This is a genomic window from Paraburkholderia sp. GAS448, from assembly GCF_050435685.1.
GTDB lineage: Bacteria > Pseudomonadota > Gammaproteobacteria > Burkholderiales > Burkholderiaceae > Paraburkholderia.
On sequence record NZ_JBNDKT010000024.1, the window covers coordinates 79,786 to 93,276 of the forward strand.

Annotated in this window: 14 protein-coding genes; 5 read left to right on the forward strand and 9 right to left on the reverse strand. The window is 62.4% G+C overall.

The window, feature by feature from the left end; translation table 11 throughout:
* Positions 1-25: 25 nt before the first annotated feature.
* A complete protein-coding gene (locus tag P3T23_RS32745) occupies positions 26-346 on the reverse strand; it encodes a DNA-binding protein (protein WP_429320217.1) in 321 nt (106 codons plus the stop codon).
* 395 nt (positions 347-741) lie between these two features.
* Here P3T23_RS32745 and P3T23_RS32750 point away from each other — a divergent pair, with 395 nt between their 5' ends.
* Entirely contained in the window at positions 742-1,605 is an 864-nt protein-coding gene (locus P3T23_RS32750) for a class I SAM-dependent methyltransferase (protein ID WP_429320218.1), read from the forward strand.
* A 40-nt stretch (positions 1,606-1,645) separates the two neighbouring features.
* Here the strand turns inward: P3T23_RS32750 and P3T23_RS32755 are convergent, their stop codons facing one another.
* Positions 1,646-2,212, reverse strand: coding sequence for a DUF1415 domain-containing protein (locus tag P3T23_RS32755; protein WP_429320219.1), 567 nt, complete (start codon positions 2,210-2,212; stop codon positions 1,646-1,648).
* A gap of 137 nt (positions 2,213-2,349) precedes the next feature.
* Positions 2,350-2,991, reverse strand: a complete 642-nt coding sequence (locus P3T23_RS32760; protein WP_429320220.1) for a TetR/AcrR family transcriptional regulator — start codon at positions 2,989-2,991, stop codon at positions 2,350-2,352.
* Positions 2,992-3,145: 154 nt separating this feature from the next.
* Between P3T23_RS32760 and P3T23_RS32765 the strand changes: the two genes are divergently transcribed.
* Both P3T23_RS32765 and P3T23_RS32770 read left to right on the forward strand, forming a co-directional pair.
* Entirely contained in the window at positions 3,146-4,429 is a 1,284-nt protein-coding gene (locus P3T23_RS32765; protein ID WP_429320221.1) for an MFS transporter, read from the forward strand.
* A gap of 181 nt (positions 4,430-4,610) precedes the next feature.
* Positions 4,611-5,204: a nitroreductase family protein gene (locus P3T23_RS32770; protein ID WP_429320222.1), complete on the forward strand. Its 594-nt coding sequence runs from the start codon at positions 4,611-4,613 to the stop codon at positions 5,202-5,204.
* 76 nt (positions 5,205-5,280) lie between these two features.
* Here the strand turns inward: P3T23_RS32770 and P3T23_RS32775 are convergent, their stop codons facing one another.
* Positions 5,281-6,801, reverse strand: a complete 1,521-nt coding sequence (locus P3T23_RS32775) for an MFS transporter (RefSeq protein ID WP_429320223.1) — start codon at positions 6,799-6,801, stop codon at positions 5,281-5,283.
* Positions 6,802-6,956: 155 nt separating this feature from the next.
* On the opposite strand from P3T23_RS32775, the gene P3T23_RS32780 reads away from it, so the two are divergent.
* Positions 6,957-8,207 carry an Hsp70 family protein gene (locus P3T23_RS32780; RefSeq protein WP_429320224.1) on the forward strand — a complete coding sequence of 417 codons (1,251 nt, stop codon included), beginning with the start codon at positions 6,957-6,959 and terminating at the stop codon, positions 8,205-8,207.
* A gap of 113 nt (positions 8,208-8,320) precedes the next feature.
* On the opposite strand, the gene P3T23_RS32785 is transcribed toward P3T23_RS32780, so the two are convergent.
* Complete coding sequence (locus P3T23_RS32785; RefSeq protein WP_007180251.1) at positions 8,321-8,524, reverse strand: cold-shock protein; 204 nt, start codon at positions 8,522-8,524, stop codon at positions 8,321-8,323.
* Positions 8,525-8,951: 427 nt separating this feature from the next.
* On the opposite strand from P3T23_RS32785, the gene P3T23_RS32790 reads away from it, so the two are divergent.
* Complete coding sequence (locus P3T23_RS32790; RefSeq protein WP_429320225.1) at positions 8,952-10,544, forward strand: APC family permease; 1,593 nt, start codon at positions 8,952-8,954, stop codon at positions 10,542-10,544.
* A 124-nt stretch (positions 10,545-10,668) separates the two neighbouring features.
* Here P3T23_RS32790 and P3T23_RS32795 read toward each other — a convergent pair whose 3' ends face one another.
* The 4 genes from P3T23_RS32795 to prmC form a co-directional block, all read right to left on the reverse strand.
* Positions 10,669-11,457 carry a DODA-type extradiol aromatic ring-opening family dioxygenase gene (locus P3T23_RS32795; RefSeq protein WP_429320226.1) on the reverse strand — a complete coding sequence of 263 codons (789 nt, stop codon included), beginning with the start codon at positions 11,455-11,457 and terminating at the stop codon, positions 10,669-10,671.
* Positions 11,458-11,596: 139 nt separating this feature from the next.
* On the reverse strand, positions 11,597-12,196 hold the full coding sequence (locus P3T23_RS32800; protein WP_429320227.1) for a UbiX family flavin prenyltransferase: 600 nt from the start codon (positions 12,194-12,196) through the stop codon (positions 11,597-11,599).
* Between the two features lie 22 nt (positions 12,197-12,218).
* Positions 12,219-12,530 (reverse strand): Grx4 family monothiol glutaredoxin, encoded by a 312-nt coding sequence (gene grxD, locus P3T23_RS32805; protein WP_429320228.1) that lies wholly within the window; start codon positions 12,528-12,530, stop codon positions 12,219-12,221.
* Between the two features lie 121 nt (positions 12,531-12,651).
* The gene (prmC, locus tag P3T23_RS32810; protein WP_429320229.1) at positions 12,652-13,491 is read right to left on the reverse strand and encodes a peptide chain release factor N(5)-glutamine methyltransferase; all 840 of its coding nucleotides are present in this window, start codon (positions 13,489-13,491) and stop codon (positions 12,652-12,654) included.

Consider the following 13,491-nt stretch of genomic DNA (forward strand, 5'->3'; position numbering starts at 1 on the left):
GGGCAGTCGCGCCCCGCGACGCTAGCTAGCCTGGATAGGCTTCGTCGACCTTCAGCCCGGCTAGCTTGAAGATCACGCGCAGCGTTTGCGGCTTGATGTCCCGCCGCGACGCAAGCGTCGTCATCACGAAGTCGAGTACCTTTGCATACTTGAGCAGCGTGAGAGACGTTTCCATGTCAACCTGGCCATCGCGCATCACTTCGGCCAGTCGCAGCATCTCCACCGAGATGTCGCGCGCCATTTCCAGTTCGAGCTGCTGCTTCTCCGTCCACGCCGGCGTGGCCAGCAGCTTCGTGAGCAGTTCCTGAAACTTCTGCTCCGCGTTTCCGTTCGGTATCGCGTCCATTGCAGCCTCAATTTCGTCTGAGCACGCTTCTCATCGGTGTCGCGGCGCGCTGCAGGTTAGGTGACGTTCGGCCCGATGTTCCGGTGGCCGACCTCCCACACGCTTGCCGTTCCTGTCAGACCGGCAGCCTGTCTTTATTGTTTCTGCTGTGAGCCGTCAGGCTGCAGCGATGTACCACCCCGATGACAGGCGGCGCAGTGTCCTGCGACGTATGTCCTTGCACACAAAATGTCTCAGGTGAATCCGGGTGAAATGCCTGTCTCTTGCCGTTTTCTGACTGACCGGCGCGTACACACCCGGCTCCTGTTCGCGCTTTTGGGTAAACTGGCAGCAACTTTTGAATCCTTCCGTCATCTGTCGCACGTTCGCGGTGCAGTTGGCGCTGCACAAATTCGATGTCGACCAAAACCGCTAAATCCCCGAAACCGGCTAAAACCCACGAAATCCGTCCGAATCAGTCGCTCGAACTGCTGAAGGAGCTTCACATCCTGACGCGCGACGGCCAGATGAATCAGGACAGCCGCCGCAAGCTGAAGCAGGTCTATCACCTGTTCCAGTTCATCGAGCCGCTGTTGAAAGATTTGAAGGAAACGAAGGGTGAGCTGACGCTCGTCGATCACGGCGCGGGGAAGTCATATCTCGGCTTCATCCTGTACGACCTGTTCTTCAAGGAGCAGAACGACGGTTCGCACATCTACGGCATCGAGACGCGCGAAGACCTCGTGACGAAGTCGGAAGAACTGGCGGCGCGTCTGGGATTCAAGGGGATGTCGTTCGTGAACCTGTCAGTGGCCGAGTCGATCACGTCGGAGCATCTGCCGCCGACCATCGATATCGTCACCGCGCTGCACGCCTGCAACACCGCGACCGACGACGCCATCCGCTTTGCCTTGCAGAAAAAGGCGAAGTACATCGTCGTGGTGCCGTGCTGTCAGGCTGAGGTGGCGGGTGTGCTGCGCAGCAACAAGAGCAGGTCGCTGGGGCAGGCGCTGACGGAGATCTGGCGCCATCCGCTGCACACGCGAGAGTTCGGCAGCCAGATCACGAACGTGCTGCGCTGCCTGCAACTCGAGGCGCACGGCTATCAGGTCAGCGTGACGGAACTGGTCGGCTGGGAGCACTCGATGAAGAACGAACTCATCATCGCCCAGTACAAGGATCTGCCACGTGCCCGCCCGGCGGCGCGGCTCAATGAAGTGATGGAAACGCTCGGGCTCACCGAGCTGCGCGAACGGTTCTTTGTGACTGAGCCGGCGTAATTCAGATCGTGGTTCAAACTTCAACCGATGCGTTGCCGCATCAGTCTTCAGACGGCTCGGTCATCCACTTCCGCCAGCCTTCAAGGCCGAGCCGCTGCATCGTTTCCTGATTGCGCGCATAGATGTCGGCGGCATCGGGGAATGCATCCACGGCGCGCTCGATGCTTGCCTCGCGCAGGAGATGCAGGATCGGATAGGGCGCGCGATTCGTGTAGTTCTCGATGTCGTCCGGCTCGCTGCCTTCGAACTGATACTGCGGATGGAAGCTCGCAATCTGCAATTCGCCTTCGAGACCCATCTGCTTCAGCATCCGGTTGGCGAAAAACAGGCAGTCGTTGTAGTCCAGAAAGTCCGCCAGCGCATGCGGAATCACGAGTAGCGTCGTATCGATCGAGGCGGAGTCGGCATCGATGAGCGTCTGCAATTCCGTTTCGAGATCCATCAGAACGCCTTCCATATCGGTGGCTTCGCTGATCGTGTAGCGGATCTGGTTCTTCACATGCACGCTTTTCGCAAACGGACAGAGGTTGAGCCCGATGACCGCGCGCGTCAGCCAGTGACGGGTCGCGGAGAGGATCGTTTCGCGGGATTCGGCGGACAGCGGCATAGCGAGGCGGAGGAATGCACTGAAGGCGGTATTTTAGCGGGGATGATGGCCGCAAGAGGCTTGCCAGATCGTAACGATGAAGCACGCGGCCGTCGGCTTCGCCAGGCTCATCACGCCGCGGGCGAATTTTTGCGACCTCAGCCCGGCTTTGGCGCATGCGGACAAGCCGCCGCTATCAACTGCGCCGCGACGCGCGGCGCAGCGAGAATCGGCCCGCAACCTGGCCCATAAGTCTGGCTTGCCGCATACACGCCTTCGATCAACAGACCCAGCGCGTTCGCCAGCGCGACGGGATCGTCGGCCCCCGCTTCGGCCGCCAGTGCGGTGATCCGTGCCATCAGGCGCGCCTTGTTGTCGATGACGAACTGGCGTGCCGGATGTGCGACGTCGGGGAACTCCACCGCCACGTTCACGAATGGGCACCCGCGGTAATCGTCCGCCGACGCGCGCACAACCAGATCGTCGAAATACTGGATCAGCTGCTTCGCCGGTTCTCCCGGATGTTTTGCGAAGCTCTGCTCGACGTAGTTGAAGAACCGCTGGTCCTGGCGCTCCAGATACGCGATCACCAGATCGTCCTTCGACGAAAACTGCCGGTACAGGCTCATCTTGTTGACGCCAGCCCGTTCTACGACAGCATCGACGCCAACCGCCCGCACACCCTCGCGATAGAACAGCTCGTCCGCCGCGCGCAGCAGATGCTGCTGCGCCTGCGGGCCGGCCGTCTGCGTGCGGGTGCTGCGCGTCGCGCCGGGTTTTGAGGTTTCGCTCTGTGCCATGGCCATGCCACCTTCAGTTGACGTCCCCTTGACATGTTACCGCCCAGTAACTAGTATCGCAACACGATTGTGACAGATCGGTCACAAGTCTCTTGCAAAAGTCGTAACAATGAAAAGCGGCCCCGCCTTATGGCGGTGGCAGCATGGAGAACCGATGAACTGGGCAGCGAGATTGGTTGGCGGTCGTTTCCACTACGGCTGGCTCACGGTTGCGGTGGTGTTTCTGGTGCTGCTGGCGGCGGCGGGCACACGCGCGACGCCGAGCGTGATGATGGTGCCGCTCGAGCATCAATTCGGCTGGAGCCGGGCGACGATTTCGCTCGCGATCTCCGTCAACATCGCGTTATACGGCCTGATGGGCCCGTTCGCGGCGGCGGCGATGCAGCGTTTCGGCGTGCGTCCTACGGTGCTCGCCGCGCTTGGCACGATGGCGGCCGGTGTGGCGCTGTCGTCGCTGATGACGCATCCGTGGCAGATGATCCTGATCTGGGGCGTGATGGTCGGCGGCTCGACGGGCGTTGCGGCGCTCTCACTGTCGGCGACGGTCGTGAACCGCTGGTTCACGACCCATCGCGGTCTCGTGATGGGCATTCTCACTGCTAGCTCGGCGACGGGTCAGCTGGTGTTTCTGCCCTTGCTCGCGGCGATCGCTCAGCATCACGGCTGGCGTCCGGTGGTGCTGGTGGTCGCGGCGGCTGCGGGCATCGTGCTGCCGCTGGTCGCGTTCCTGTTGCCCGAACGTCCGTCGGATATGGCGCTGCGCCCATATGGCGAGTCGGCCGATGCGCCGGTCGCGGCCAGCGTCACGAAGCAGAATCCGCTGGCGATTGCATTCGGCACCCTGGCGATGGCGAGCAGGACGCGTGATTTCTGGCTGCTGTTTTTCAGCTTCTTCATCTGCGGCGCGAGCACCAACGGTTACGTCGGCACGCATCTGATCGCAATGTGCGGCGACTACGGGATGACCGAAGTGCAGGGCGCTTCGCTGCTCGCAGCGATGGGCATCTTCGACCTGTTCGGGACCACGCTGTCCGGCTGGCTGTCGGATCGCTTCAACAGCCGCGTGTTGCTGTTCTTCTACTACGGGCTGCGCGGGCTGTCGCTGATGTATCTGCCGCACGCGTTTGGTATCGACTTCTTTGGGTTGCCACTGTTTGCGTTGTTCTACGGGCTCGACTGGATCGCCACCGTGCCGCCGACCGTGCGCCTTGCGACCGATGTCTACGGCAAGGAAGCCGCGCCGGTCGTGTTCGGCTGGGTCGTGGCAGGCCATCAGCTCGGCGCGGCGTTTGCGGCGCTTGGCGCAGGGATGCTGCGGGCGAGCCTTGGGACTTACACGGTGGCGTCGATGATCTCCGGCGGCCTGTGTCTGGTGGCGGCCGTGATCGTGCTGCAGATCAACCGCGGCGAGCGTTCGGTGGCGGCGCAACCTGTCTGACACGTTTCCCGGAAGGGGATGAGGGCGACGGGGCGGCATGGAGGCCGCCCCGTTTGCGTCTGGTATGTCGCTGTCCGCACCACTATCTGGGCGGACGAACGGCGCTGAGCGCGAAGGCCGGTTATGCTATGTGGCTCCCGGGCATTTGCCCGCTGACATGGATTTCGACCGAGAGAAGCGCATGACCACAAAACCCGCTCCAACCACCGTTCCCATCCACGAACTGATTGCTGGCCGCTGGAGTGCGCGCGCGTATTCGAGCGAACCGGTGAGCCGCAACGACCTGCATGCGGTGCTCGAGGCGGCGCGCTGGGCGCCATCGTCGTACAACGCCCAGCCGTGGCGCTTCGTCGTCTTCGATCGCAGCGCCGACGAGGTCGCGTACAAGCGCGCCTTTGCAACGCTCGTACCGTTCAACCAGGGCTGGAATGCGCCGGCACCCGTCCTGATCGCAGTCACTACGCAGAAGCTGACGAGCAAGGGCGAAGTGAACCGTTGTGCCTCGTATGATGCGGGCGCGGCAGCCATGGCGCTGGTTCTGCAGGCGCATGCGCTGGGTCTCGCCGCGCACCAGATGAGTGGCTTCGACGTCAAGGCATTCCGTGACGCGTTCAAGATCCCTGACGATGTCGACGTCATCGCGATGATTTCGATTGGCCACTATGGCGAGGTCGAGAAGCTCGATCCGGTGCTGCGCGAGCGCGAGAAGTCGGTGCGCACGCGTCTGCCGCTCGGCGAGATCGCGTTCAGCGGTGCATGGAAAAAGGCTTTCTGACGGTTCATCCGCTGGACCTGTCCTGCTGAAAACGCGCGGCATTGTCCGCGCGTTTTTTATTGTTCCGTTGCCGCATTCATTCACCGTCTGCGACTGCGGAAAGGGGGGATGCGACGCTTTCCAGCGGTTTCCTTTCCGCATCGACGCCCCAGATCGCCGCGATCAGCGCAGCGGCCACCATCAATGCCGCACCGACCAGATAGCCGGTGAACACTGCACTGCGCTGATGGGTGTCGATCAGCCGCCCGAAGAACACCGGACCGGCGATCCCGCCGAGCGCCGTCCCAAACGCATAAAACACCGCAATCGCAAGCGCGCGGATTTCGAGCGGAAACGACTCGCTGACCGTCAGATATGCCGAGCTTGCCGCAGCCGACGCGAAGAAGAAAATCACCATCCACGCGATTGTCTGCGCCGTCACGTCCAGCAGGTGCTGTTCGAAGAGGTAACCGCTGACCGCCAGCAACACGCCCGAGATCGCGTACGTCGCCGCGATCATCTTGCGGCGGCCGACTACGTCGAACAACCGTCCAAGCAGCAGCGGTCCGAGGAAATTGCCGAGCGCGAACGGCAGCAGGTACCAGCCGACGTGGTCGCCAGGTACGCCGTAGAAATCGGTCAGTACGAGCGCGTAGGTGAAGAAGATCGCGTTGTAGCAGAACGCCTGGGCGGTCATCAGCGAAAGGCCGACCAGCGCCCTGCGCCGGTGCAGCGTGAAAAGCGTGTGGAACACTTCCCGCAGGGGAGTATGGTCGCGTGCGCGCAGTCTTAGCTGATGGAGGCCGTCCTGCGCGAGCGTATGGCCATCGTCGCGAAAGCGCGCTTCGATGCGTTCGACGATCGTCGTCGCTTCATGATGCTCGCCATGCGTGAGCAGCCAGCGCGGACTCTCCGGGATCCAGGCGCGCATTGGCAGGATCACGAGCGCGAGCGCCGCGCCGATGAGGAAACATGCGCGCCAGCCCCAGTCGCCAGGGAGAAGGCTGTTGTCGAGCAGCACCAGCGAGCCGGCCGCGCCGAGCGCCGCGCCAATCCAGAACGTGCCGTTGATGCCAAGATCGGTCCAGCCGCGAACGCGCGCGGGGGTGAACTCCTGGATCGTCGAGTTGATGGCGGTGTATTCGCCTCCGATTCCCGCACCGGTCAGAAAACGGAACACAATGAAGCTCGCCAGACTCCAGGAGAACGACGTCGCCACGGTTGCGGCCAGGTAGAGCGCGAGGGTGATGAAGAACAGTTTGCGGCGGCCGAGCCGGTCGGTGAGCCAGCCAAAGCCAAGCGCGCCAAGGACCGCGCCCGCAATGTACGCACTGCCGGTCAGGCCGACCTCGGCGTTCGAAAAGCGCAATGTCGGGCTCGATTTCAGCGCGCTCGCCACGGCGCCCGCCAGCGTGACCTCGAGCCCGTCGAGCAGCCAGGTCACGCCCAGCGCAACGACGATCAACGTGTGGAAGCGACCCCACGGAAGCCGGTCGAGCCGCGACGGCAGATCGGTTTTAATGATCGCCGGCCGGGCATGACCGCTACCTGGATTTTCCGGCGGCCCCACTGGTGTGGAACGATGTTCCTGCGTCGAAGCGGCGGACGGCTCGGTCATCGCTAAAGGTCTCCTGAAAATTGACGACATATCCTGTGCAATCGAGCAATTTTTGTTCCGTGGCACCCTGCGCCTGGCCGGTTGATGCCGGTCGCGCTTTCATGATACAAAGCCCGTCCCCTTTCCGTCCGCGCCAACCGTGAGCGATTCCTGCCATGACCTACTGCGCGATTGACTTCGGCACCTCGAATTCGGCTGTCGCCTTGCCCGAAGGCGCCTCGCTGCGGCTTGCGCCAGTTGAGGGCGACTACACGACGCTGCCGACCGCCGTCTTCTTCAACACCGACGAAAACACCCGCGAATACGGACGCGCCGCGCTTGAGGCTTACATAGACGGCTTCGACGGCCGGCTGATGCGCTCGATGAAGAGCATTCTCGGTTCAGCGCTTGCCGACAGCACGACGGACCTCGGCGACGGCTCAGCGATCCGCTACACGGATGTGATCGGCCTCTTCGTCGACCACCTCAAACGCAAGGCTGAAAAGGCGGCGGGCGCTTCGATCGAGCGCGCGGTGCTGGGCCGCCCGGTGTTTTTCGTCGACGACGACCCGCGTGCCGACCTGCTCGCCCAGCAACAGCTGGAAGCGGCGGCGCGCTCCGTCGGGTTGCGCGAGATCCACTTCCAGTATGAGCCGATCGCGGCCGCGTTCGACTACGAATCGCATCTGACCGAAGAAGGACTGGTGCTGGTGGCCGACATCGGCGGCGGGACATCGGACTTTTCGCTGGTGCGGGTTGGGCCCGAGCGGATGAAGCGCATCGAGCGCAAGGACGATGTGCTGGCACATCACGGCGTGCACGTCGCCGGGACGGATTTCGACCGCCGCGTGGAGCTCGCGACGATCCTGCGTGAACTCGGCTACCAGTCGCTGGATCCGGAAGGTCGCGAACTGCCGAGCCGCGTGTATTTCGATCTCGCGACCTGGCACCTGATCAACACGGTCTACTCACCGAAGCGGGCCAGCGAACTTGGCCTGATGCGGCATCTGTACGTCGACATGCGCCAGCACGACCGGCTGATGCGCGTCGTCGAGCGGCGGCTGGGGCACGCACTGGCAGCGTTCGCGGAAGAGGCGAAGATCGGCGTTTCCGCTGGGGGCGAAACGATGATCGATCTGGAGCAGGTTGAAGACGATCTGCGCCTCGCATTCGACGAGGCGCAACTCGTGCAGGCCGGTCACGACGACATGCAGCGCATCGTGCAGGCCGCCCGCGACACCGTGCAGGCCGCAGGCGTCGCTACACGCGACGTCAGCGCCGTCTACTTCACGGGCGGCTCGACGGGCCTCGCGTTCCTCTCGAACGCGCTGGCGGCGGCATTTCCGGCTGCGAAGCCGGTGTTCGGCGACCGCCTCGCGAGCGTGGCGACCGGTCTCGGGATTCACGCCCGGCGCATCTTCCGCTGATCGCCTGAACGGCGCTGCGGCGTTGATACCTTGGCTGCCGCCGGATTGCGGCGCCAGAAATGAAAAAACCCCGCCGAGGCGGGGTTTTTTTGCGTCCAGAAGGAAGCGTGTGCTTACACCGGCTTGATGTTAGCAGCTTGCTTGCCCTTCGGGCCCGTCTTCACTTCAAACGTAACCTTTTGGTTTTCTTGCAGCGTCTTGAAGCCTTCCGTGCGGATTTCCGAGAAATGCGCGAACAGATCTTCGCCGCCGCCGTCCGGCGTGATGAAGCCAAAGCCCTTTGCGTCATTGAACCACTTGACGGTACCGGTTTCCATATTACTTGTTCCTAAAGATGGTGAATAAGGCCGAAGCCCAATGGGTGCATGAAAATCAAGGAAGGGGCAATGGGACCAACCGGAGTACCGTTGATGGGCGAACTACGAAAGACCTTCACTCGCCGCTTGAAATCCTGCCCGAACGTTATACGGCGATTTCGGATGAAGGTCAACACCCACTGCCCCAATATGCGCAAGATTTTGAGACAAGAGTGGTTCTCGCTTACAAAGCTTGCTATTCGAGCAAATTTTTTGTAGGGCCATAGCGCATTCGGCTGCACGCGGTGGGTGCAACCGGTAAACTACGCGCCGCGTGGCGGTTGCACCTGCATCAGCTGGTTGGCGTTGCGCATGCATGGAAGGAGACCGTCTTCGAGTGTCACGAGCAGGGGGGCGGAGTCGACATGCTTTTGATACAGGAGAAGACGTGAAAAGTTCTATTCAACGAAACATCGGGCCGTTCGCGCTGATGCTGACCGGGCTGGGTTCGATCATCGGCTCGGGCTGGCTGTTCGGTGCGTGGAAGGCGGCAAAAATTGCAGGGCCGGCAGCAATCTGTGCATGGGTGATCGGCGCCGTCGTGATTCTCGCGATCGCGCTGACCTACGCCGAACTGGGCGCGATGTTTCCGGAATCGGGCGGGATGGTGCGCTACGCGCGCTACTCGCATGGCGCGCTGGTCGGATTTATCAGTGCCTGGGCAAACTGGATCGCCATCGTGTCGGTGATTCCGATCGAAGCGGAAGCATCGATCCAGTACATGAGCACCTGGCCCTATGACTGGACGCATGCGCTGTTCGTCAATGGTTCGCTGACCACGCCGGGTTTATTGCTGTCGGCGGCGCTGGTCGTCGTGTACTTCCTGCTGAACTACTGGGGCGTGAAACTGTTCGCGCGAGCCAATTCGGCGATCACCGTATTCAAGTTCCTGATTCCGGGCGCGACGATCCTCGGCCTCATGCTGACCGGCTTTCACAAGGAAAACTTCGGCGAGGCGAGCAATTTCGCGCCGTATGGCTGGTCGGCGGTGCTGACGGCCGTTGCGACAAGCGGCATCGTGTTCGCGTTCAACGGTTTCCAGAGCCCGATCAACCTTGCAGGCGAGGCGCGCAATCCTTCGAAGAGCGTGCCGTTCGCAGTGATCGGCTCGATCCTGATCGCGCTCGTGATCTATGTGCTGCTGCAGATCGCCTATATCGGCGCGGTGAGCCCGGGCGATGTGATGAAGGGCTGGAGCCACTTCAACTTCGCGTCGCCGTTTGCGGAACTGGCGATTGCGCTAAACCTGAACTGGCTCGCGATTCTGCTGTACATCGACGCGTTCGTCAGCCCGAGTGGCACCGGCACGACCTATATGGCGACGACCACCCGCATGATCTACGCGATGGAGCGCAACAACACGATGCCGAAGATGTTCGGCAACGTGCACCCGCTGTACGGCGTGCCGCGCCAGGCGATGTGGTTCAACCTGCTGGTGTCGTTCATCTTCCTGTTCTTCTTCCGAGGCTGGAGTTCGCTGGCAGCGGTGATTTCGGTGGCTACCGTGATCTCGTATCTGACGGGCCCGATCAGCCTGATGGCGCTGCGCCGCGCGGCAACTGACCTCCATCGGCCGTTGCATATCCGTGGCATGTCAGTGATCGCGCCGTTCGCGTTCGTTTGCGCGTCGCTGATCCTGTACTGGGCAAAGTGGCCGCTGACGGGTGAAATCATCCTGCTGATGGTCGTCGCGCTGCCGGTGTACTTCTACTTCCAGGCGAAGTCGGGTTTCGGTGGCTGGGGCCGCGACCTGAAGGCCGCCTGGTGGCTGGTGGCCTATCTGCCGGTGATGGCGGTGCTGTCGCTGACCGGCAGCAAGGAGTTTGGCGGCTGGGGCGTGCTGCCCTACGGCTGGGACATGCTGGTCGTCATCGTTTTCTCGCTGGTCTTCTATTTCTGGGGCGTGCGTACGGGTTATCGCACTGAGTATCTTGAAGAGTGCGAGTCGCACGACGACGTTCTCGAAAGCATCGGCGCATAATTTCTGCGTCGTGGTTTGTTTCCGAGCTGGCTGAATCGAAACGAAAAAGCCCGCCTGAACAATCAGGCGGGCTTTTTCTTTGTGCCCAGCGGGGAGCGCGGACGCTCAATCCATCCAGTTCGACTCAGGCTGCGGTGCCGAACACATAGTTCGTCATCGCCAACGAACGCTGATAGGTGCCGAGCGACTGGATCGACAAGGTGTAGTCGTCGTCGGCGGCACCGAGGGCCGAGAAAACGGGCAGCAGATGCTCGTCGGTCGGGTGCATCAGCACGGCGTGCGGCGCCTGTGCACGATAGTCGAGCAACGCGTCGACGTCTCGCGCGGCGAGGCGGGCTTCGAACCAGTCGGTGAACTCCTCCACACGAGGATCGGCGTCCTCGGGACGGGCCGAAAAATCGGCGGCGCGAAGATTGTGTGTGATCTGGCCTGAGCCGATCACCATTACGCCTTCGTCCTTCAGTGCCTGCAGCGCGCGGCCGATTCTGAAGTGATACGCAGCATCCATGCGCGGCTGGATCGACAACTGGGCAACGGGCACGTCCGCTTCCGGAAACATCAGCAGCATTGGCACCCATGCGCCATGATCGAGCCCGTGCGGCTGCGTCGCCGTTGGAATGCCGTGTTGGCCGAGCAGTTCGGCCGCGCGCTGCGCGACGTCCGGTGCGCCAGGCGCGGGATACTGGATTTCGTACAACTGGCGCGGGAAACCGTAGAAATCGTGAATGGTCTCGGGCGCGCTCGACGTGCTGACAACCGGCTGCGCCGTGCCCCAGTGCGCCGACAGCATCAGGATCGCCTTCGGGCGCGGCAATTGCGCCGACAGCGTGGCGAATTCCTTGGACGGCAGCGATGGGTCGATAGGCAGCGTCGGCGCGCCGTGCGACAGGAAAAGGGTAGGCAAGTGGGTCATTGCATCAAGGCCGCATCGGCTGCGACCGGGAAGTTTTCGGTTGCATTGAATATAGGCCCGCACCGTCGATTAATAAACGGCTAAAAAGACATTTGATTGTGTCGCCGATGTTGTTAATGCGTGTCGATGGCGAGTGCCTTTATTCCTCTGGGGCGTGCAATCCTGGCCACGCGGGCGCGAGCGCCGGGCCGAGCCCGAACAGGTCCAGCGCATGCGCCACGGTGTGATCGACCATCTCATCGATTGACGCCGGCCGGTTGTAGAACGCCGGGAGCGGAGGAAAGATCACCCCGCCCATTTCCGTGACCGCCGTCATATTGCGCAGATGCGCGAGGTTCAAGGGCGTCTCGCGCACCATCAGCACGAGCCGGCGACGTTCCTTGAGGGTGACGTCAGCGGCACGGCTGATCAGGTTGTCGGAGAGGCCATGCGCCACGCTGGCGAGCGTCTTCATCGAGCAGGGGGCGACGATCATGCCGTCGGTTGCGAATGAGCCTGACGCGATGCTTGCGCCGATGTCGCGCACAGAATGAACGACATCCGCAAGCGGATGCACGTCGTCTTTGGTCAATTGGAGTTCGTGCTGGATGTTGAGCCAGCCGGCGCTGGAGATCAGCAGATGGCTCTCGACGCCGCCAAGCTTCTTCAGCGTTTCGAGCAGCCGGATGCCATAGACGGCACCCGTCGCGCCGGTGATGGCAATGATCAGCCGGCGCGGCGGCGCAGCCCGGGTTTCCATGGCGTGCGCCGCGTGGGCGGAATTACGCAGCGGCAAACAGCTGCTGCAGTTCGCCGGACTGGTACATCTCCATCATGATGTCCGAGCCCCCGATGAACTCGCCCTTCACGTAAAGCTGCGGAATGGTCGGCCAGTTGGAGTATTCCTTGATGCCCTGGCGCACGCCTTCGTCGTCGAGGACGTTGACGGTCTTGAATTCGTCGACGCCGCATGCCTTCAGGATCTGGACGGCGCGGCCCGAAAAGCCACACATCGGAAACTGTGCGTTGCCCTTCATGAAGAGTACGACGGTGTTTTCGTCGACGATTTGCTTGATGCGTTGTTGCGTATCCATGACTGACCTTGCGGTTCCGGAATGATTGCGGGATAGGTTCAAATGATAGCGGATTTCGTTTGCACAGGCTGAGGGCCGCGCCGGGGTTGAGCTGCCGGCGTGCCGCGGGCCCAGCCCTACTTCAGCCGGGCAGCACGCCCCCGCTGATACGTTCGATGTCCGCCAGATCGCGTAGGGACTGGACCTCGGCCAAACCTTCAGCGTCGAGTAGCGCGCGAACCGCCCCGGCCTGATCGTATCCATGCTCGATCCACAGCGCCCCGCCTGGCGCAAGCCACGCCGGGGCACCTGAGATGATGGCGCGGATCGCGGAAAGGCCGTCGGCTTCGTCGGTGAGCGCGCCGCGGGGCTCGTAGCGCAGATCGCCTTCGGACAGGTGCGGATCGCCGCTCGCAATGTACGGCGGGTTGCTCACGATGGTGTGAAAGCGCAGCGTGCCGTCGGCGAGCGCCGCGTACCAGTCGCCCTGCGCCAGATGCAACAGCCCGCCAGGGCGCGCCGGATCGAGCAGGCGCATCGCGTTGCGGGTGGCTACCTTCAGCGCTTCCGGCGAACAGTCCACGGCCCACACCTGCGCGTCAGGTCGCGCATCGGCAATCGCAATGGCAATAGCACCGGTTCCGGTGCCGAGATCGAGCACGCACGGCCGCCTCAGGCCGTCCAGCGCATCCAGCGCCGTCTCGACCAGCAGTTCGGTATCCGGACGCGGAATCAGCACATGCGGCGTGACTTCGAAATCGAGTCCGAAAAACTCCCGCACGCCAACCAGTTGTGCAACCGGCTCGCCCGCAACACGGCGCGCCTCCAGCTCCCGATAGCGAGCCACCAGCGCCGCATCGAGCGGCTCATCGCTACGCGTGATCAACTCCGTGCGCCGCCAGCCGAGCATGTGGGCGAGCAGAATTCGCGCTTCGAGCGCTGGCAGCGGTGAGGCGCGCAACAGCGTAGCGACATTTTCCAT

What these genes read in the sequence shown, in the direction of transcription:
- P3T23_RS32775 (WP_429320223.1), bottom strand. Translation starts at nt 6,801, where the DNA reads ATGACCGAGCCGTCCGCCGCTTCGACGCAGGAACATCGTTCCACACCA.
- P3T23_RS32785 (WP_007180251.1), bottom strand. Translation starts at nt 8,524, where the DNA reads ATGGAAACCGGTACCGTCAAGTGGTTCAATGACGCAAAGGGCTTTGGC.
- P3T23_RS32755 (WP_429320219.1), bottom strand. Translation starts at nt 2,212, where the DNA reads ATGCCGCTGTCCGCCGAATCCCGCGAAACGATCCTCTCCGCGACCCGT.
- prmC (WP_429320229.1), bottom strand. Translation starts at nt 13,491, where the DNA reads ATGGAAAATGTCGCTACGCTGTTGCGCGCCTCACCGCTGCCAGCGCTC.
- P3T23_RS32770 (WP_429320222.1), top strand. Translation starts at nt 4,611, where the DNA reads ATGACCACAAAACCCGCTCCAACCACCGTTCCCATCCACGAACTGATT.
- P3T23_RS32780 (WP_429320224.1), top strand. Translation starts at nt 6,957, where the DNA reads ATGACCTACTGCGCGATTGACTTCGGCACCTCGAATTCGGCTGTCGCC.
- P3T23_RS32760 (WP_429320220.1), bottom strand. Translation starts at nt 2,991, where the DNA reads ATGGCACAGAGCGAAACCTCAAAACCCGGCGCGACGCGCAGCACCCGC.
- P3T23_RS32795 (WP_429320226.1), bottom strand. Translation starts at nt 11,457, where the DNA reads ATGACCCACTTGCCTACCCTTTTCCTGTCGCACGGCGCGCCGACGCTG.
- P3T23_RS32745 (WP_429320217.1), bottom strand. Translation starts at nt 346, where the DNA reads ATGGACGCGATACCGAACGGAAACGCGGAGCAGAAGTTTCAGGAACTG.
- P3T23_RS32800 (WP_429320227.1), bottom strand. Translation starts at nt 12,196, where the DNA reads ATGGAAACCCGGGCTGCGCCGCCGCGCCGGCTGATCATTGCCATCACC.
- P3T23_RS32765 (WP_429320221.1), top strand. Translation starts at nt 3,146, where the DNA reads ATGAACTGGGCAGCGAGATTGGTTGGCGGTCGTTTCCACTACGGCTGG.
- P3T23_RS32750 (WP_429320218.1), top strand. Translation starts at nt 742, where the DNA reads ATGTCGACCAAAACCGCTAAATCCCCGAAACCGGCTAAAACCCACGAA.
- grxD (WP_429320228.1), bottom strand. Translation starts at nt 12,530, where the DNA reads ATGGATACGCAACAACGCATCAAGCAAATCGTCGACGAAAACACCGTC.